The organism is Streptomyces malaysiensis subsp. samsunensis (genome assembly GCF_024519315.1).
Classification (GTDB): Bacteria; Actinomycetota; Actinomycetes; order Streptomycetales; family Streptomycetaceae; genus Streptomyces; species Streptomyces malaysiensis.
In genome coordinates this window covers 1-21,882 of record NZ_JANIIC010000088.1, presented here as the reverse complement: position 1 = coordinate 21,882, position 21,882 = coordinate 1, and the positions used below count along the sequence as shown (strand labels likewise).

4 protein-coding genes are annotated in these 21,882 nt (G+C 65.5%); all 4 read left to right on the top strand.

Annotated elements, in window-relative coordinates:
* Nucleotides 1–217 precede the first annotated feature (217 nt).
* The 4 genes from NQU54_RS43425 (at nt 218) to NQU54_RS43410 (ending at nt 21,498) form a co-directional block, all read left to right on the top strand.
* Entirely contained in the window at nt 218–1,063 is an 846-nt protein-coding gene (locus tag NQU54_RS43425; protein WP_257635812.1) for a hypothetical protein, read from the top strand.
* Between the two features lie 162 nt (nt 1,064–1,225).
* Nucleotides 1,226–4,402, top strand: coding sequence for a non-ribosomal peptide synthetase (locus NQU54_RS43420; protein ID WP_257635811.1), 3,177 nt, complete (start codon nt 1,226–1,228; stop codon nt 4,400–4,402).
* Nucleotides 4,403–4,414: 12 nt separating this feature from the next.
* Entirely contained in the window at nt 4,415–7,540 is a 3,126-nt protein-coding gene (locus NQU54_RS43415; protein ID WP_257635810.1) for a type I polyketide synthase, read from the top strand.
* Between the two features lie 32 nt (nt 7,541–7,572).
* Nucleotides 7,573–21,498, top strand: coding sequence for a type I polyketide synthase (locus tag NQU54_RS43410; protein WP_257635809.1), 13,926 nt, complete (start codon nt 7,573–7,575; stop codon nt 21,496–21,498).
* Nucleotides 21,499–21,882 lie beyond the last annotated feature (384 nt).

Sequence of the window (21,882 nt, the reverse complement as noted above, 5' to 3'; positions counted from 1 at the left end):
ACACGGAGTGTGATGGCCGCCAACACAAGCGGTGATCCACGCGTCTGGCTCGACGCCCCGGCCGGCCCTTTATAAGGACCGCGTCCTCCCAGGGGGCGGCGCGGTCCCTTTCGATGACTCACCATCGACGACAAGGATGCTTTTAGAACCGTTTCACAAGCCTCTCGGACGATATCGGTGTGCACTGCTGACCCATCGATCCGGGAGGCGCAAGACCGTGAATCACCTCAAGACATGGCGAGAAATCTCACGCGGTAACACCGATGACGTCGTACTCGCCGTCGACTTCGACGCAACAGGGCGCAGTGAGGCCAGGTTTTCCGACCTGGTGAAGAATCTTAAGAATGCGGTCACTTGTTGGGAGACGCTTCCGCAATCCCTGATCACCGAGCCTGACCTCACTCCGGACGACTTCGTTGAACAGTGGATGGGAGAGGTCCGGTCACATGGCAGGCCCATCAGGGCCGTTATGGGATTCTGTGTCGGCGGCGTCTATGCGGCAGCCCTCGCCGAGCGCATCGGGGAATGGCAGGAGGAGATGCCATTGGTCATTCTCTTCGACCCTGAGAAGGCGTCCGGAATCACCTTGTACTGGCAGTTCCACAAAGTCGTCGGCACCATGGATGCTGTGCTGACCCCTGCGGAAGTGGCCGAAGCCCAGGAAGCGGGCGCTGAGGCGGAGCGGAAGCACACCGACCTTCAAGAACTCGGTGCGGAACTCCTCACCATCTTTGACCGGTTTGGGGTCATCGCCTTCGACCGGCTGGGCCTGGACGATCAGCGTCGCGCGGAACTGACCGAGACCTACCGCTGCTTCGTCTCTTACCTCGCCACGGCGGAACGGATCGATCCGACCGGCGTCTGGCGCAACGCAACAGCGTTCTCCTCAACCACGCCCACGAGCGGGCTCAACGCCGCCCGAGACGCCTACCCCGGCGCGGAGCCGCGTTTCGTCGGCAATGAACACCGCATCGCCACGGAGCACCGTGACCTGCTGAGTAACGGGTCGGTCGCTGACACCCTGGCCCGCCTGCTCCAAGATCGGGCGCCAGAACTCGACTGAGTCATGCGGCCAAGAGGTCGGCACCCGCCACCATTCCGCCGGCCACGGTCATGCGGACAGCACTGTCTACAGCCGTCGTTCCCTGGTGACACCGAGCAGAACACTTCATCCACGCAGGGCGGGCAGACCAGACAAGCGAGCAGAACCACGGAGGAATCCGGTTTGAGCACCGCACCGGCCACGGCCAAGGATGGTAGCGAACCCGCGCCACTGACCGTCGCCACCCGAAAGGAACAAGCCCTATGGCTGCTGGAAGCCCTCGTACCGGGGAGTGGCGTCAACAACCTCTCGATCGCCTTCCAGGTGGAAGGGTCATTTGAGGAGTGGGTGCTCCAGGAGACCTTGGGACGGCTATTGCGCCGGCACAAGGGGCTTCGGACGGTCTTCCACGCTTCCGACGTAGGACTGGTGAAACGGACCATCGGCCCGGACCACTTCTCAGTAGACATCGAGCAGCTCCTCGTAGAGCCGGACTCGGTGGAAACGACACTGACCGCCTTCGTCGCCGAGCCGTTCGTTCTGGACGGGAGCCCGCTCCTGCGGGCCGCCCACGCCCAAGGTGACGAGGGCGATGTCTTCTGCCTTGCGGTCCACCACATCATCTTCGACACGGTGTCCTCCACCATTTTCCTGGAGGAGTTCATCGCTGTGTACGAAGCCGTGGCGAACGGCCTCCAGACGCCCGCAGAATTGCTGCGCGAGCAGCCGGAGCTCCCGCCCGCACCACCGAAACAGGAGAGCCTCGACTACTGGCGCGACCATCTGCGGGGCTTCGACTCGGCCGGACTCAGCTTGGCCTGCGGCGGGGACGACGTGCCGGACCCGACCCTCCGCGGTGACCACATCGCATGGGTCCTGTCCTCTCAGGCCGTGAACGCGGTACGGCGCCTGCAACGGGACCTGCGTGCACCGGAAGCCGCCATCCTGCTGGCCGCCTACTACTTGCTGCTGGCCAGTCACGGCGCGGGGCCGGACATCGTCGTCGGCTCGCCCGCCGACGTACGGAACCGGGAGTCGTCGAAAGCCGTCGGCTACCACATCAATACGCTCCCCCTGCGTGTCCGGGTCGGTTTCGAGGCGGACTTCAAGCAACTGGTGGCAAAGACACGGGAGGCGTACTTCGGTGGCATCGCCCACTCCGATGTCACGGTGGACGTCCTGCTGTCCGAGCTGCGTCACGGCGACGCCGCGTCATGGCGCAACACCGTCTTCCGACATCTGTTCAACTACCTCCCCGCTGACCAGAGCTGGCAGTTCGAGATCGACGGCATGGTGGCCCGTCGGCTTCCTGTCGAGAACGGGTACAGCAAGTTCGACCTTGAGTTCTTCTTCGTGTCCTCTCCCGAATCGATCACGCTCCGAGCAGCGTTCTACACGGACGTCCTGAGCCGAAGTGATGTTCAGCTCATGCTCGAGCGGTACGACGCGCTGCTGGTGGAACTAGGGGAGGACCCCGCCCGCCCGGTCGGCGTCTTCCGCGCCTGGAGCAACCGGGACGCAGAGGTGATAAGTACTGCCAACAGCACCGCCCAGGACGTGACGCCCGCGACCCTGCTGGAGGCGGTGGCCCGGCAGGCGGAAGGCTCCCCGCACTCCCCCGCGGTCATCGACGGGCAGCGTACGGCAACCTACGGCCAGCTGTGGCACAGCGCGCTGTCCACCCGCGACCAGTTGGTCACCGCCGGGGTGGGTCCTGGTGACACCGTTGCGCTGTCGGCCTCCCGATGTCCCGAAATGGCTGCGGCTGTCCTGGGCATCTGGCTGGCCGACGCCGCGTATCTGCCGCTCGACCCGGACCACCCTGCCGAGCGCACCGCCTACCTACTGGAGGACTCGGCAGCCAAGGCTGTGCTCATCGGTCCCAGAGGTGACGTGCCAGTAAAGGAGAGCATCAGGGTGCTACCGATGACTTCCGTCATCGACGCCCCGTGGGCATGGGAGCCGGACAGCCTGCGCGACACGCCGGACGCCGACTCCTGCGCATACCTGATCTACACATCTGGCTCCACCGGCAAGCCCAAGGGCACGCTGGTGACCCATCGTGGCGCGGCCAACGTGGTCTCCTACTTCGCCCGGGAGTTCAAGGCGACAGCTGAGGACACTGCGCTCTGGCTCACCACTTTTTCCTTCGACCTCTCCTGCCTGGAGCTGTTCCTTCCCCTGACGACCGGGGGTCGGCTGCTGGTCGCGCCGGACGAGGCCCGCTCCGACGGGCGCATACTGCGCGAGGTCCTGACCCGGCACCCGGTGACGCTTATGCAGGCGACGCCCACCACCTGGGGACTCGTCTACGACCAGATCCATGACCTTCTGTCGGGCTGCCGACTGCTGTCCGGCGGTGAACCGCTCCCTTCCGCTCTCGCCCGGCGCCTCGTCGCCACAGGTTGCCTGCTCTACAACGGCTACGCACCGTCGGAGACCACCATCCACTCCACATCAAGTCATGTGAGACCGGGCTTCAAGCGCATCGACATCGGCAGCCCCATGGACAACATCACCGCCTTCGTCCTCGACCGGTACGGCCGAGAACTGCCGATCGGAGTGCGCGGTGAACTGTGCATTGCGGGCGCGGGGGTGGCTCTTGGCTACCACGGCAAGCCGGAACTCACAGCCGATCGGTTTCGTGAGCACCCCCGGCACGGTCGCTACTACCGGACGGGTGACCTGGCATGCTGGCTCGACCAGGGCACGATCGAGCTGCATGGGCGAATCGATCGTCAGGTGAAGCTTCGGGGCCACCGCATCGAGCTAGGCGAGGTGGAGGCCGTACTACTGGAGCATCCTGACGTTCGCGGCGCAGCGGTTGTCGTGGACGGAAGAACCCCCGGGGACGGCGCCGTCCTCACCGCCTTTCTGGACGTGGCCGATTCCGCTGAGGGCGACGAGGAGGGCATGGCCGAGCGGCTCTGGGCACACGCCCGCTCGCTGCTGCCCACCGCAGCGGTACCTCAAGAGTTCTTCGTACTGGAGTCCCTCCCCACCACTGCCAATCAGAAGGTCGATCACCTCGCCCTCAAACGGGTCGCGCAGCAAAGGCGGGCCGAACGCACACACGCGGCGGGGACCGTGGCGAACCGCGGCGACAGCCTCGTCGACACCCTGACGGCGATCTGGCGGGAACTCCTCGGTCGCAGTGACATCGACGCTGACGCGAACTTCTTCACACACGGCGGTCACTCCCTGCTGGGAGCTCAACTCGTCCAACAGGTCGACAGGTTCGGTGGCGTGCAGCTCAGGCTGGCTGACCTCTTCAAGCACCCCACACCCACCATGCTCGCCGCGTACGTCCGTCGACTGCGGTCGCACGCCCCGGCATCCGAAACCAGCTCCGTCGACTAGGGGGCCTCCGGCATGGCCGACGACGACAGCAAGATGCTCGACTATCTGAAACGGACGACGATCGACCTGCGAGATACCAGGCATCGTCTCGCCGAATTGGAGGACGGGCTCCATGAGCCCATCGCCATCGTGGGTATGAGCTGCGCCTTCCCTGGCGGTGTGCGGTCTCCCGAGGACCTGTGGAATCTGGTCGATACCGGTTCGGACGTAGTCTCGGCTTTCCCCTCCGACCGCGGCTGGGATCTCGAGCGACTCTACGATCCCGATCCCGACTCGGTGGGCACCTGCTATACGCGTGAAGGGGGTTTCCTGCGCGAGCCCGGGGCTTTCGACGCGGCGCTCTTCGGGATCACCCCCCGTGAAGCCCTGTCGATCGACCCTCAGCAGCGGCTGTTGCTGGAATCCGCCTGGGAGACGTTCGAACGCGCGGGTCTCGACCCGAGATCGGTACGCGGCAGTGACACCGGCGTATACGTCGGTGTGATGTACAACGACTATGGGTCCCGGCTCCAGCCCCCTCCGCCCGGGTTCGAGGGGTACCTGGGAACCGGTAGCGCACCCAGCGTTGCTTCCGGTCGTGTGTCGTACGTGTTCGGGCTCGAAGGGCCAGCGGTGACGGTGGACACAGCCTGCTCGTCGTCGCTCACCTCTGTGCACATGGCGTGCCAGGCGCTGCGCCACGGAGAGTGCGCACAGGCACTGGCCGGTGGTGTGACCGTCATGTCCACACCGCAGGTCTATCTCGAGTTCGCCCGGCAGCGCGGTATCTCGGCAGACGGCCGCTGCAAGTCGTACGCGGCCGACGCCGACGGGGCCGGCTGGGCCGAGGGCGTCGGCCTGCTGCTTCTGGAACGCCTCTCAGACGCCGAGCGAGCCGGACACCCCGTGCTGGCCATGATCCGGGGCAGTGCCATCAACCAGGACGGTGCCAGCAGCGGACTGACCTCGCCCAACGGCCGGTCCCAGCAGCGCGTCATCCAGCGGGCCCTTACGGACGCGCGGCTCACCCCGGCCGATGTCGACGCCGTCGAAGGACACGGCACCGGCACACCGCTCGGCGACCCGATCGAGGTGCTGGCCATCCAGGCCACGTACGGGAAAGGGCGGAGCCCGCAAGACGCCGTACTGCTCGGCTCGCTGAAGTCGAACATCGGCCACGCTCAGGCTGCCTCGGGCGTCGGTGGAGTGATCAAGTCGGTCATGGCCCTGCGCAAGGGAGTGCTGCCCAAGACGCTCCACGCGCGGCGACCGAACCCGGACATCGATTGGCCGTCGGGCGGGGTCGTGCTGCTCCAGGAGTCTGTTCCGTGGCCGGACCGCGGCCATCCACGCCGGATCGCCGTGTCCTCGTTCGGCATCAGCGGTACCAACGCGCACGTCATCCTCGAACAAGCGGCACCGGAAACCCCATCCGAGTGCCGGGAGAGCACGGAGGGCATCGGCCGGGCAGCGGCGCTCGCCTGGCCCCTGTCCGGGAAGGTCTCTGCAGCCCTGCGGGAGCAAGCCGCACGGCTGCACACGCACCTGACTGGACAGCCGGAGACGGCGATCGACGACACGGCGTACTCCCTCACCACCGGACGCGCCACCACCCTCAGCAGTAGGGCTGTCCTCGTGGCAAGCGACGCAGGGCGGCTTCTCAGCGGGCTGGAGAAGCTCGCCCAAGGCGAGGGTGCCCCTACGACTGTCATGGGCACGCCCGACGTATCGGCCGACGGACCAGTGGCCGTACTCTTCCCGGGGCAGGGCTCCCAGCGGGTCGGCATGGTGGGGGAACTGTACGAGAGCTTCACGGTCTTCGCTGCCGCGCTCGACGACGTATGCGCGGCCTTCGACGAGTACCTCGACGTGCCCTTGCGCGAGGTGCTGTTCGCCGCTCCGACCCCGGACGGAGCGCACCGCATCCACCAGACGCTGTACGCCCAGCCCGGAATCTTCGCCGTGGAGGTCGCGCTGTACCGCCTGCTGGAGCGGTTCGGCGTCGTACCCGGCTTTGTCGCCGGCCACTCGCTCGGTGAACTCACCGCGGCATATGTGGCCGGTGTGTGGTCGCTGGAGGACGCGTCGAGACTGGTGGCGGCCCGCAGCCGTCTCATGCAGGCCCTCCCGGCCACAGGCGCCATGTTCGCGGCGCAGGCATCCGAAGCGGAGATGCGTGCGGTGGCGGCCGGGCGGGAGAGCCGGGTGTCCATCGCGGCCGTGAACGGCCCCTCGTCGGTGGTGATGTCGGGCGATACGGAGACGGTCGAAGAGATCGCCGCGTGGTGCCGCGACAACCGGCGGCGCGGCAAGTGGCTGCGGGTCAGCCACGCCTTCCACTCGCCGCACATGGACGAGATGCTGCAGGACTTCCGCATCGTGGCGGAGAAGCTCTCGTACAGCAGACCCCGCGTCCCGCTCATGTCCAATCTGACGGGTGGCGTGGCCGACCCCGCAGATGTGTGCTCTGCGGACTATTGGGTTCGCCATGTCCGGCAGCCGGTACTCTTCATGGCAGGTGTTCGTACCCTCGAGGACCAAGGTGTCCGCACCATGGTCGAGTTGGGCCCCGACTCCTCCCTGGCTCCGATGGTGTCCGCGTCACTCACCAAATCCGGCAATCGACGTCCTGTTGTGGTCCCCACGCTGCGCACGGGCCGCCCCGAGACGGTGAGCCTACTCAGAGCGCTGGCCGCGCTGCACATACGCGGTATCGACATCGACTGGTCCGCGCAGTTCGACGGGCGTGAGGTCTCCAGGGTCGAGCTGCCCACCTATCCATTCCAGCGCAAGGTGTACTGGCTTGACGCGGTATCCCCACCGGCCATTCCCTCGCACGACGAGAGCGCATCCGCGGCACAGCCGGAACCGCTGTTCGTCTTACCCCTCGCCGGAGTTTCCGCAGACGACAGGTACACCCGGCTGGTCGACATCACCATCGACGTGGCAGTCGAGGTCATGGGACTCGCCAGCCGTGACGAACTGAGCTCCGACAGCTCTCTCGTAGACCTGGGCTTCACCTCGATCATGGCGGTCGAACTGCGCAACCGGTTGTCGCAAGTGACCGGCATCGATGATCTACCGCCCACTCTGGCCTATGACCAGCCGAGCGCCGAGGCGTTGGCGAAGTACATCGACGCTCGTTTGAGGGCGGAATAAGGACTCTCATGTCAAACACAACAGATTCCTCTGTGCCTACAGATGCCACTCCGCACGAAGGGGCAGTCGCCGTCATCGGGCTGGCCTGCCGCTTCCCCGACGCCCCGACTCCCGACGACTTCTGGTCACTGCTGGAGAACGGCGAGAGCGCGATAAAGCCGGTTCCCGAGGAGCGCTGGGGAGCACTTGGCGAGTCCGAGTCGCCGGACGACAGCGGGCCGCAGGCCCAGCGCGGCGGGTTTCTCGACAGGATCGATACCTTCGATGCCCGTTTCTTCGGCATCAAGGCCGGTGAAGCGAGGGCCATGGATCCACAGCAACGGCTGATCCTGGAACTCGGCTGGGAGGCTTTGGAGCACGCCGGAATCCTGCCCGGCAGCCTGCGTGGCACCGGGACCGGAGTGTTCATCGGCTCGATATGGGACGACTACGCGACACTCGTACACCGTTCAGGGCCTGACCGCATCGGCGCCTACACTGCCACCGGCACCTATCGCAGTATCATCGCCAACCGTCTCTCGTACTACTTGGGTCTGCGCGGGCCGAGCCTTGTCGTCGACTCGGGACAGTCGTCCGCACTGGTCGCCGTGCATCAGGCGTGCCAGAGCCTTGCCCAGGGGGAGTCAAGCATCGCCCTGGCGGGCGGGGTGAACCTGATCAGCGCTCCGGAGAACAGCGTCTCCGTCGCCCGATTTGGCGGGCTGTCACCCGATGGTGTGAGCTACACCTTCGACGCCCGAGCCAACGGATACGTACGTGGGGAGGGCGGCGGGATCGTGGTCCTCCGGCGACTTGCAGATGCCCTGGCCGATGGCGATGAGATCCACGGCGTGATCCTCGGTACGGCCATGAACAACGACGGTGGCGGAACCACTCTCACCACCCCGAGCCGGGAAGCGCAGGAGGAGGTCATCCGCCTCGCCTGTCGTCGCGCGGGTGTCGAGCCGAGTGACGTCGGCTACGTCGAGTTGCATGGCACGGGGACACCCGTGGGAGACCCGATCGAAGCCGCGGCCCTTGGCGCGGTGATGAACACGGCCGGGAGCCACCGGCGCTCCCCGCTGATCGTCGGCTCGGCCAAGACCAATGTGGGGCACCTAGAGGGTGCCGCAGGGATCGTCGGGCTCATCAAGGCTGTCCTCTGCGTCAAACACCGCAAGCTTCCCCCAAGCCTCAACTACGAGCAACCGAACCCGGATATCCCCTTCGAACAGCTCAACCTCAAGGTGCAAACGGAGTTGGGTGCTTGGCCGCACTCCGGGGGTCGGGCCATCGCCGGTGTCTCCTCTTTCGGTATCGGCGGGACCAACTGCCATCTGATACTGGCAGAACCCCCGAACGCTGTATCGAACACTCCTGGTATCGGGCCGTCGCGCGATCACGGCTCGCCAACACCGGTCACGTGGATGATGTCAGCCAAGTCCGCCGCTGCGCTGAGGGAACAGGCCGCAAAGCTAGCTGAGTGCGTGGAGGCACAACCCGACCTCAGTGCAGTTGAGGTCGGAACGGCCCTGGCGACTACGCGCACGCTGTTCGACCACCGGGCCGTGGTCGTCGGCGGGAGTCGTGAACGTTTACTGAGAGGGGTTTCCACGATCGCCCGCGGCGGGACCTCGCCTCATGCGGTGCGAGGGACGGCTTCCGTCGCAGCTGTCAGAACGGTCTTCGTATTTCCGGGCCAGGGGTCACAGTGGTCGCACATGGCGAGGGAACTGTGGGATGGGTCCCCGGTCTTCCGCGCTGAACTCCAGACATGTGCGGAAGCGCTGGCACCGCACACCGACTGGAATCTCCTGGAGACCCTGCTCGACGACCGCCACGCCCCAGATCTGGCCCGTGTCGAAGTCGTCCAACCGGCCCTGTTCGCCGTGATGGCCTCTCTTGCGGCTCTTTGGCGCTCCTACGGTATCGAACCAGACGCCGTCATCGGCCACTCCCAAGGGGAAATCGCCGCTGCTTACGTCGCAGGAGGGCTCACCCTTGATGACTCCGCACGCATCGTCGCCCTGCGCAGCCAGGCGCTGCGCATCCTCTCCGGGACGGGCGGGATGGTCTCCGTCCTGCTGCCGGCCGACCGAACCAGGGCACTACTGCACCGGTGGAACAAAAGAATCGGCATTGCCGCTGTCAACGGCCCTGATTCGACAGTTGTATCCGGTGACGTCCAGGCGCTGGACGAGCTCATTAACGTGCTGGAGAACGAGGACATCCGAGCCCGGCGGATCGCCGTCGATTATGCATCTCACTCACCGCAGGTGGAGACGCTCAAGAACGAGCTGATCGCGTCGCTGGCAGACGTGAGGCCCCAGGCTTGCGACATACCCTTCTACTCGACCGTCACCGGGCGCCACATGAGCACCGATGGGCTGAATGCCGAGTACTGGTACCAAAACCTGCGCAGGACCGTCGAGTTCGAGTCGGCCACGAAAGCCCTGCTCGGGGACGGGCACAATGTGTTCATTGAAGTGAGTCCCCATCCCGTCCTCACGATCGGCGTCCAGGAGACCGCGGAGAAACACGATGGCCCGGCAGTTGCGGCCATCCCGTCACTGCGTCGGAATGAGGGCGGCCTTGACCACTTCCTGACGTCCGTGGCCCGAGCCCATGTGCAAGGTGTGCCTGTGAACCTGTCGGCCCAGTTCGGCCAGCGGACATCCCACGTGCAGCTGCCAACATATGCCTTCCAGCGCCGTCCCTTCTGGGTCGACTCACCTTCCACGCGGCCCCTGCCCGGTCTCGGTCCGCACGTCCAGCTTGCCGACAACGACGAGGCAGACGAGGAACAGGTCCCAGGGGGAGCAGGTCAGGCGCCCTCGGAATGGGCTCGCCGCATGTGCGGCCTGGAGGCCGCAGATCGCGCGCAGGAGCTGATCCGACTCGTGTGCCATCGGGCAGTGACCGTGCTCGACAGTGACGAGTCCCAGAGTATCGATCCGTCGCATACCTTCAAGGACATCGGTTTCGACTCCCTGACAGCGGTGGAGCTGCGCAACCAGCTCGTGGCTGAGACAGGTTTGAAGCTGGCCACGACATCCGTGTTCAGCCACCCGACACCGCTCGCGCTCGCCCATCACATGGACCGACTCCTGTCCAGCGCCGAAGGCAGCTCGGGGGACTCTGCTCCACCTGTTGGGGTGGATGACGATCCGATAGCGATCGTGGGGATGGCCTGCCGCTATCCGGGGGGTGTGTCCTCGCCGGAGACGTTGTGGCGGCTGGTCGCCGACGGTATGGACGCGGTCGGCGAGTTCCCCACCGACCGCGGTTGGGCTGTCGAAGAACTCTACGATCCCGACCCTGAGGCTGCGGGCAAGTCCTACACCCGGCACGGTGGCTTCCTGTACGACGCGGCCAACTTCGACCCGGAATTCTTCGGCATCAATCCCCGGGAAACACTGGCGATGGACCCGCAGCAGCGGCTGCTGCTGGAAACCGCGTGGGAGGCGCTGGAACGCGCGGGCATCGACCCTACCGCCCTGCGCGGCAGCGACACCGGCGTGTTCGCGGGAATGATGGCTTCGGCATACGGGCCTCGAATGGACGATCCAGCGGAAGGCACAGACGGCTATCTGCTGACAGGTAGTTCAGTAAGTGTGGCGTCGGGGCGGATTGCTTATACGTTCGGGTTTGAGGGCCCTGCGGTAACGGTGGACACGGCGTGTTCGTCGTCGCTGGTGGCGCTGCATCTGGCTGTGCAGTCCCTGCGGCAGGGTGAGTGCTCCTTGGCACTTGCCGGAGGCGCCACGGTCATGGCGACACCGGGCACCTTCGTGGAGTTCAGCCGCCAGCGGGGCCTGTCGAGAGATGGACGCTGCAAGGCATTCTCCGCCACCGCCGACGGCACCGGCTGGAGCGAAGGCGTCGGACTCCTTCTGATCGAACGACTCTCCGACGCCCAACGCCTCGGCCACCCCGTACTCGCCCTGGTCCGCGGCACCGCCATCAACCAGGACGGCGCCAGCAACGGACTGACCGCACCCAACGGCCCCGCACAAGAACGCGTCATCCGCCAAGCCCTGCACAACGCCGGACTGGCCCCGGCAGACATCGACGCAGTCGAAGCCCACGGCACCGGCACCACCCTCGGCGACCCGATCGAAGCACACGCCCTACAAACCGTCTACGGGCAGCACCGCCCAGCCCAGCGGCCGTTGTGGCTAGGCTCCCTGAAATCCAACATCGGCCACACCCAAGCCGCCGCCGGCGTCGGCGGCATCATCAAAACAGTCATGGCCCTGCACCAGCAGACACTGCCCCGCACCCTTCACATCACCGAACCCACCCCCCACGTCGACTGGGACCAGGGCACCATCCAGCTGCTGACCCAACAGCAAGCCTGGGAACACGACCCCTCCCGCCCCCGCCGAGCCGGCATCTCCTCCTTCGGCATCTCCGGCACCAACGCCCACACCATCATCGAAGAACCCCCACCCGCTCCGCCTTCCGCCCCCCACCCGGAAACCCATCCCCACACGGTGATCCCGTGGGTGCTGTCCGCCAAGTCCGAACCCGCACTCCGCGACCAAGCAGCACAACTGGCCCAATGGATCCAAGAACGGCCTGACCTCGATCCGACCACTCTCGGCCACACGCTGGCCAACCGCGCCCGCTTCCCCCACCGGGCCATCGCCATCGGCCACGACCGCAACGACTTCCTCCACACCCTGCAATCCATCGCCCAAGGACAACCCCACCCACACGCAACCACCGCCACGGCCACCACCGCCACCACCGCATTCCTGTTCACCGGCCAAGGCAGCCAACGCCCAGGAATGGGCCGAGAACTCTACGAAACATCATCAATCTTCGCCGAAGCATTCGACGAAATAACCACACACATCGACCCCCACCTAGAACACCCCCTCCACGACATCACCTTCTCCCGTCCCGGTACTCAAGCTGCTGAACTCCTCAACCAAACCCTCTACACACAAACCGCGCTCTTCGCCCTCGAGACCGCACTCTTCCGACTCACCCAACACCACGGGATCACCCCCGACTACCTCATCGGCCACTCCATCGGCGAAATCACCGCAGCCCACGCCGCAGGCGTCCTCTCACTCCACGACGCATGCACCCTCGTCACCCAACGAGGGCACCTCATGCAAGCACTGCCCGCCCACGGCGCCATGGCAGCACTCCAAGGAACAGAAAACGAAATCCTCCCCCTGCTCACAAACCGCGCACACGAAATCTCCATCGCCGCCGTCAACAGCCCCACCACCACCGTCATATCCGGCGACGAAACCGCCGTCCTCGAAACCATGCAACTCTGGAAAAACCAAGGACGGAAAGCACACCGCCTACCCGTCAGCCACGCCTTCCATTCCCCCCACATGGACGGCATGCTCGACGCATTCCGCAAAATTGCCGAACAACTTCAATACCACACCCCACACACACCCATCATCTCCAACCTCACCGGAAACACCGCAACCCCCGAACAACTCTGCTCACCCGAATACTGGGTCCACCACGTCCGAAACACCGTCCGCTTCTCCGACGGAATCCACCACCTCCATCAACTCGGCATCACCACCACCCTCGAACTCGGCCCCGACCCCACCCTCACCACACTCGCCAAACAACACACCACCCCCGAGACGAAAACCGTCCACATCCCCCTGCTGCGCGCCCAACAGCCGGAAACCGAGACGTTCACAACCGCCATCACCCGCGCCCACGCACACGGAACACCCATCACCTGGAACACCATCTACGCCACCACAGACACCACCCGCACCACCACCCCGCCCACCTATCCCTTCCAGCGCCGCCGCTACTGGCTCTCCACCACACCAACCACCCACCACAACCACTCCAAACACCCCCTCCTCACCACCACAACAGACCTCCCCGACAACACCGGAGCCATCCTCACCGGACACCTCTCCCTCACCACACACCCCTGGCTCGCCGACCACACCATCGCCGGCCACACACTCCTCCCCGGCACCGCACTCCTCGAACTAGCCCACCAAGCCGGCAACCACATCAACTGCCCCCACCTCGAAGAACTCACCATCCAAACACCCCTCCTCATCCCCCAAACCGACACACTCCACATCCAACTAACCCTCCACCGAACAGACGACACCAACCGACACACACTCACCATCCACACACGCCCCCAAAACCAACCCAACCCACCCTGGACCTGCCACGCCACCGGCACCCTCACCCCCACACACACCCAAACCGCAGAGCGTGGAGCGGCGGTTCAACGCGAAACCTGGCCCCCGCAGGACGCTCAGGCTCTCGACGTCAATGCCATGTACGAACAGCTCGCTGCGGCAGGCTACGAATACGGCCCACAGTTCCAGGGCACACAGCGGGCTTGGCGAATCGCCGACAGGGTGTACGCGGAGATCGAGTTGCCTGATGAGGCGCACGCGCCCCCTGGCTCCTTCGCCGTGCACCCCGCCCTCCTGGACAGCGCACTCCACGCAGGGCTCGCCTCTCTCCTTCAGGACGACAACACTCTATGGCTGCCCTTCTCCTGGTCGGGGATGCGTCTCTATGCTTCCGGGGCCACTGCCCTTCGGGTCGAATTGGCCGCGAAAGGCACGGGCAACATGCAAGTATCCCTCTGGGATCACACAAACAATCCTGTCGCGTTCCTGGCCTCGGTCACGCTGCGGCCGACCTCACGACAGCAGTTGGCCGCCCCCCAGCCCTCGGCTGCCGCTGACGATCTGTACGCGGTGGAGTGGGAAGCCGTCTCGCGGATATCGGAGAAGCAGGCGGTTTCCGCTGATTCGTTGGCGGTCGTCACCGGTGACCCGGTGCTGAAGGCCACCTTCGGTGCGACTGACCCCGACGCGCTGTTCGTGGACGGCCCTTCGGCTCCGAAATATGTACTCTTCGATGCGACAGCTCCAACTACTATTGCCCCCGCCCACGAGGGCGTCCTCGACAGGGTCCGGGCATCGGCGAACCGCCTCCTCAGCTTCCTGCAGCGATGGCTTGTCGACACGCGTTTCGCCGCGTCCCGACTAGTCGTCGCCACACGAAACGCGGTGGTCTCCCGACCCGGGGATGAGGTCCGGGACCTGGCGGGAGCCTCGGTATGGGGCATGCTGCGAGCCGCGCAGGCTGAGAATCCGGGTCGCGTCAGCATCGTCGACGTCGTCGAAGGCGAACTTTCCTCGGCCGACATCGCGGCCATCGTCAGGAGCGAGGAAACGCAATTCGCTTTGCGAGGCGACAGCGTGTATGTCCCACGGCTCGTCCGAGCAAATGTGGCAGCACCGAAGGCTGGCCTAGCGAGCTCTCCCATGCAGGGGCTGGACGTCGAGGGCACCGTCGTCATCACCGGCGCCTCTGGAGCTCTGGGGCGTCTGGTAAGCCGCCATCTGGCAGCCACATACCGCGTGCGCCATCTGCTGCTCGTCAACCGCCGCGGATTGTCAGCGCCGGGGATGCCCGAGTTCGTAGACGAGTTGCGCGCGCTGGGCGCGGAGACCGCAGTCGCCTCCTGCGATGTCTCAGACCGTGCGGCAGTGGCGGAGCTGCTGGCGAGGGTACCGGACGAGCATCCGTTGACGGCCGTGGTGCACATAGCCGGCGCACTCGACGACGGGACGATCGCGTCACAGACAGCAGAGCGGTTCGACGGCGTGTTCCGCCCGAAGGCGGACGCCGCCTGGCACCTGCACGAGCTGACCCAGGGGCTGAATCTCAGCGCATTTCTGCTGTTCTCCTCTATCGCAGGCACCGTGGGGACGGCAGGACAGAGCAATTATGCCGCCACGAATGCCTTCCTCGACGGCCTCGCGCAACACCGTAGGCACCTGGGGATGCCTGGCACCTCGTTGGCATGGGGCCTGTGGCAGACGCAGGGAGGAATGGCCGACGCTCTCTCCCCGGCGGACGCGGCGCGGATAGCCCGTGGCGGCATCATAGCCATGACCCCGCAGTACGGTCTCGCGCTGTTCGACCGAGCGATGGCATCCGACAATGCTGTGCTGGTTCCGGCCAAGCTCGATCCGGTCGCGTTGCGGGCCAGGGCCGCTGCCGGTCCACTCCCCCCTCTACTGCGCGGAATTGTCCGCGACACGGCCCACCAGGCCATGAGCACCGGCTCGGCAGGTCATTCGAGTGTCGCTTCAGCTCAGCGTCTCGCCGCGCTTACGGAGTCCGAGCGCGGTGAGGAGCTCTCTCGTCTGGTGCGGACTACCATGGCAACGGTGCTCGGGTACGGGCCTTCCGATACGTCCACCTGGTTCGACAGCGAGCGGACGTTCAAGGACTTCGGATTCGACTCCTTGACAGCTGTCGACTTGCGGAACCAGTTGAACACCGTGATCGGGTTGTCGCTGCCAGCCGCACTTGTCTTCGACCATCCGACCCCCAGCGCGGTGGTCGCTTTCCTACAGGAAAGGCTTGTCGGCGAAGCCGACGCGGCTGATGAGACTCACTCTTCGCCTGTTGGGGTGGATGACGATCCGATAGCGATCGTGGGGATGGCCTGCCGCTATCCGGGGGGTGTGTCCTCGCCGGAGACGTTGTGGCGGCTGGTCGCCGACGGTATGGACGCGGTCGGCGAGTTCCCCACCGACCGCGGTTGGGCTGTCGAAGAACTCTACGATCCCGACCCTGAGGCTGCGGGCAAGTCCTACACCCGGCACGGTGGCTTCCTGTACGACGCGGCCAACTTCGACCCGGAATTCTTCGGCATCAGCCATCGCGAGGCCACAGCCACCGACCCGCAGCAGCGGCTGCTGCTGGAAACCGCGTGGGAGGCGCTGGAACGCGCGGGCATCGACCCTACCGCCCTGCGCGGCAGCGACACCGGCGTGTTCGCGGGAATGATGGCTTCGGCATACGGGCCTCGAATGGACGATCCAGCGGAAGGCACAGACGGCTATCTGCTGACAGGTAGTTCAGTAAGTGTGGCGTCGGGGCGGATTGCTTATACGTTCGGGTTTGAGGGCCCTGCGGTAACGGTGGACACGGCGTGTTCGTCGTCGCTGGTGGCGCTGCATCTGGCTGTGCAGTCCCTGCGGCAGGGTGAGTGCTCCTTGGCACTTGCCGGAGGCGCCACGGTCATGGCGACACCGGGCACCTTCGTGGAGTTCAGCCGCCAGCGGGGCCTGTCGAGAGATGGACGCTGCAAGGCATTCTCCGCCACCGCCGACGGCACCGGCTGGAGCGAAGGCGTCGGACTCCTTCTGATCGAACGACTCTCCGACGCCCAACGCCTCGGCCACCCCGTACTCGCCCTGGTCCGCGGCACCGCCATCAACCAGGACGGCGCCAGCAACGGACTGACCGCACCCAACGGCCCCGCACAAGAACGCGTCATCCGCCAAGCCCTGCACAACGCCGGACTGGCCCCGGCAGACATCGACGCAGTCGAAGCCCACGGCACCGGCACCACCCTCGGCGACCCGATCGAAGCACACGCCCTACAAACCGTCTACGGGCAGCACCGCCCAGCCCAGCGGCCGTTGTGGCTAGGCTCCCTGAAATCCAACATCGGCCACACCCAAGCCGCCGCCGGCGTCGGCGGCATCATCAAAACAGTCATGGCCCTGCACCAGCAGACACTGCCCCGCACCCTTCACATCACCGAACCCACCCCCCACGTCGACTGGGACCAGGGCACCATCCAGCTGCTGACCCAACAGCAAGCCTGGGAACACGACCCCTCCCGCCCCCGCCGAGCCGGCATCTCCTCCTTCGGCATCTCCGGCACCAACGCCCACACCATCATCGAAGAACCCCCACCCGCTCCGCCTTCCGCCCCCCACCCGGAAACCCATCCCCACACGGTGATCCCGTGGGTGCTGTCCGCCAAGTCCGAACCCGCACTCCGCGACCAAGCAGCACAACTGGCCCAATGGATCCAAGAACGGCCTGACCTCGATCCGACCACTCTCGGCCACACGCTGGCCAACCGCGCCCGCTTCCCCCACCGGGCCATCGCCATCGGCCACGACCGCAACGACTTCCTCCACACCCTGCAATCCATCGCCCAAGGACAACCCCACCCACACGCAACCACCGCCACGGCCACCACCGCCACCACCGCATTCCTGTTCACCGGCCAAGGCAGCCAACGCCCAGGAATGGGCCGAGAACTCTACGAAACATCATCAATCTTCGCCGAAGCATTCGACGAAATAACCACACACATCGACCCCCACCTAGAACACCCCCTCCACGACATCACCTTCTCCCGTCCCGGTACTCAAGCTGCTGAACTCCTCAACCAAACCCTCTACACACAAACCGCGCTCTTCGCCCTCGAGACCGCACTCTTCCGACTCACCCAACACCACGGGATCACCCCCGACTACCTCATCGGCCACTCCATCGGCGAAATCACCGCAGCCCACGCCGCAGGCGTCCTCTCACTCCACGACGCATGCACCCTCGTCACCCAACGAGGGCACCTCATGCAAGCACTGCCCGCCCACGGCGCCATGGCAGCACTCCAAGGAACAGAAAACGAAATCCTCCCCCTGCTCACAAACCGCGCACACGAAATCTCCATCGCCGCCGTCAACAGCCCCACCACCACCGTCATATCCGGCGACGAAACCGCCGTCCTCGAAACCATGCAACTCTGGAAAAACCAAGGACGGAAAGCACACCGCCTACCCGTCAGCCACGCCTTCCATTCCCCCCACATGGACGGCATGCTCGACGCATTCCGCAAAATTGCCGAACAACTTCAATACCACACCCCACACACACCCATCATCTCCAACCTCACCGGAAACACCGCAACCCCCGAACAACTCTGCTCACCCGAATACTGGGTCCACCACGTCCGAAACACCGTCCGCTTCTCCGACGGAATCCACCACCTCCATCAACTCGGCATCACCACCACCCTCGAACTCGGCCCCGACCCCACCCTCACCACACTCGCCAAACAACACACCACCCCCGAGACGAAAACCGTCCACATCCCCCTGCTGCGCGCCCAACAGCCGGAAACCGAGACGTTCACAACCGCCATCACCCGCGCCCACGCACACGGAACACCCATCACCTGGAACACCATCTACGCCACCACAGACACCACCCGCACCACCACCCCGCCCACCTATCCCTTCCAGCGCCGCCGCTACTGGCTCTCCACCACACCAACCACCCACCACAACCACTCCAAACACCCCCTCCTCACCACCACAACAGACCTCCCCGACAACACCGGAGCCATCCTCACCGGACACCTCTCCCTCACCACACACCCCTGGCTCGCCGACCACACCATCGCCGGCCACACACTCCTCCCCGGCACCGCACTCCTCGAACTAGCCCACCAAGCCGGCAACCACATCAACTGCCCCCACCTCGAAGAACTCACCATCCAAACACCCCTCCTCATCCCCCAAACCGACACACTCCACATCCAACTAACCCTCCACCGAACAGACGACACCAACCGACACACACTCACCATCCACACACGCCCCCAAAACCAACCCAACCCACCCTGGACCTGCCACGCCACCGGCACCCTCACCCCCACACACACCCAAACCGCAGAGTTCTCAAGGGCCGAGGCCGCATGGCCGCCGCCTGCCGCCGAGCCGATCGACCTGCCTGCCCTTCACAGCCGGCTCGCCTCAGCCGGACTTGACTACGGTCCCGCCCTTCAGGGCATACGGGCTGCATGGAAGAAGGACCACGAGATCTTCGTGGACGTTGAGCTTCCCGACGAGGCCGTGCCCAGCCCCCTCGGCCCCTTCGCCATACACCCCGCCCTCCTGGACGCCGCGCTCAGGCCCCTCGCATGGGATGAGGAGGAGCAGTCGATCCGGGTGCCGTTCTCCTGGTCGGGTTCGGCCTTGAACGCCTCGGATCCGCGGTCGGCCAGAGTCCGTATCACACTCAATGACGAACACGGCAGCTCGGCCGCGCTGCAATTGACCAGCCGTGACGGCACGCCCATAGCGCGGGTCGATGCCCTGTCACTGCGTCCGTTGAACGCCGAGCACCTCCGTGCGACTGGGGACGATGCAGGCGCCCTGTACGAAGACGCCTGGGCCGAGCTGTCCCTCTCCGAAGGACCGACTGGCACGGCAGCATTCAGACGTCGGTGGGCGCTGGTGGGCGCCTCGGCAAACCGGCACCACCTGGTCCAAGCCATCACTCGGGTCGGGGATGATGTGGACACGTACGCCGATCTGCCCGCCTTGCACGCAGCCGTGGCGAATGGAGCGTCGGCTCCGGACATGTTGGTGATCGCGGTGACGTCCTGCGTCGCTGGTGAGCCGCCCAGTACGGCAAGTGTGCCGGAGATGCTACGCGGGACCATCCGGCACACGCTCGGAGCATTGCGGGAGTGGCTCACCCACGACGCCATCTCGGCTGCCCGACTGCTGATACTGACAGAAAACGGCGCGGCCGTCCGTCGCGGCGAGGCACCCGACCTGGCAGTTGCCCCGCTGTGGGGCCTGCTGCGCACCGCGCAGTCGGAGTACCCCGGTCGCATCACTCTGATCGACCTCGACGGGCAGCTGAACTCTTGGCATGCCCTGCCTGCCGCTGTCGCCACAGACGAACCGCAGCTCGGGCTTCGAGGCGGCACGGCGCTCGTGCCGCGTCTCGGCCGACTCGCCACCGGCCCCGATTCCAGTGATGCCGTCCTGGATCCCGAGGGCACCGTTCTCATTACCGGAGCCTCAGGGTTCCTGGGCAGCCTGATAGCCCGGCATCTGGTGGCCCGGCATGGTGCACGCCGATTGCTGCTCGTCAGCCGACGCGGTCCGCATGCCGAAGGCATGGCGGAATTGGCGGCGGAACTCCAGTCCTTGGGCGCCGAGACGGCGGTCGTGGCCTGCGACGTGGCGGACCGTACGGCAGTGGCTGAACTGCTCGCAGCAGTGCCGGCAGAACACCCCCTCACCGCGGTGGTGCACGCGGCGGGGGTCCTCGACGACGGCGCCCTGGAGAACCTTTCGCCCGAGCGCTTCGACTCCGTCTTGCGCTCGAAAGTCGATGCGGCGTGGAACCTGCACGAGCTCACGCAGGGTCAAGGGGTAGCAAGCTTCGTACTCTTCTCGTCCATAGCGGGCGTCGTGGGCAACCCCGGCCAGGCGAACTATGCGACCGCCAACACTTTCCTCGACACGCTGGCCCGGCACCGGCAGGCCATGGGCCTGCCGGGGGTCTCCTTGGCCTGGGGTTTATGGGCGCAGGACAGAGGCATGGGGGGAACGATCGACAAAATCGGGACCACCCGGATCGAACGCTCTGGTATCGCTCCCCTCGATGCGGACACGGGGCTCCACCTGCTGGACGAGGCCCTCGCCACGCCGCGAGAGTCCGTGTTTGTCCCCATCAGGTTGGATGTCGCCGCACTGCGCAGGCGAGCTACTGCCGAGGAGCTTCCTGCACCCTTCCGCGGGCTCGTCCACGCGGGAGCGCGGCGCGTGGAAACCGCTTCGTCCACGCCTCCTGGAGTGTTCGCTTCCGGAGATCGCTTCGGCGCACTGCCCGCGGACCAGCAGTACGACCTGGTGCTCGAAGCCGTGGGTGCCAACGTCGCCTTGGTCCTCGGACTTCCGTCGCCAGAGGTACTGGACGCCCATCGCGGTTTCCTCGATATGGGCTTTGATTCCTTGACAGCGGTCGAGCTGCGAAACCGTCTGGGGACGGTCACCGGTCTGCAGCTGCCGACCACGCTGGTGTTCGACTACCCGAACACGTCCGCTCTCGCTGGCTACCTGCACGACCGGCTGATTCCGGATCCGGACAACGAGGCCGCGGTCGACAGCACAGTTCTGCAAGAGCTCGACAAACTGGAGGCGGTACTAGCGGCCGACCCCATTGATCCCCGAATGCGCGGGATCGTCAGCGCCCGTCTCCAAGAGGTCCTGAGCAAGTGGGGCGCAGCGCAGTCAGCCCCACAGGGAACAGCAGCCGTCGATATCGAGTCGGCGACGGACGACGAACTGTTCGAAACTCTCGACAACGCGTGGAACTCAGGTACCTGACCGAGGCAACACCTGGAGGACTCTGTTGGTCGATGTGATCTGGGTTTTGTCGATCAGGCCGCGAGACTGAGGACGATTTGTTCGTAGTGGGAGACTCGTGTTGTGCCCAGGGGGGTTCCGGTCCACCAGGCGTCGAGGCGGTAGAGGTTGAGTGCGGCCGCGTGTGGGGCTCGGAAAGTCGTCGCTGCAGGTGACGTCAGGTATTCGGCCTCGGCTGAGAGCATGTCCGCGTGACCGTCTCACTGGTGTACAAGGTCGTGCGCAAGCTACTGTCCATCCCCCGGGTACTGCTGCGCAGCCAGGCCACGAAGGACGCGGAGTTGCTCGTGTTGCGGCACGAGAACGCGGTGTTGCGGCGTCAGATCAACGGCCGAGTCCGGTATG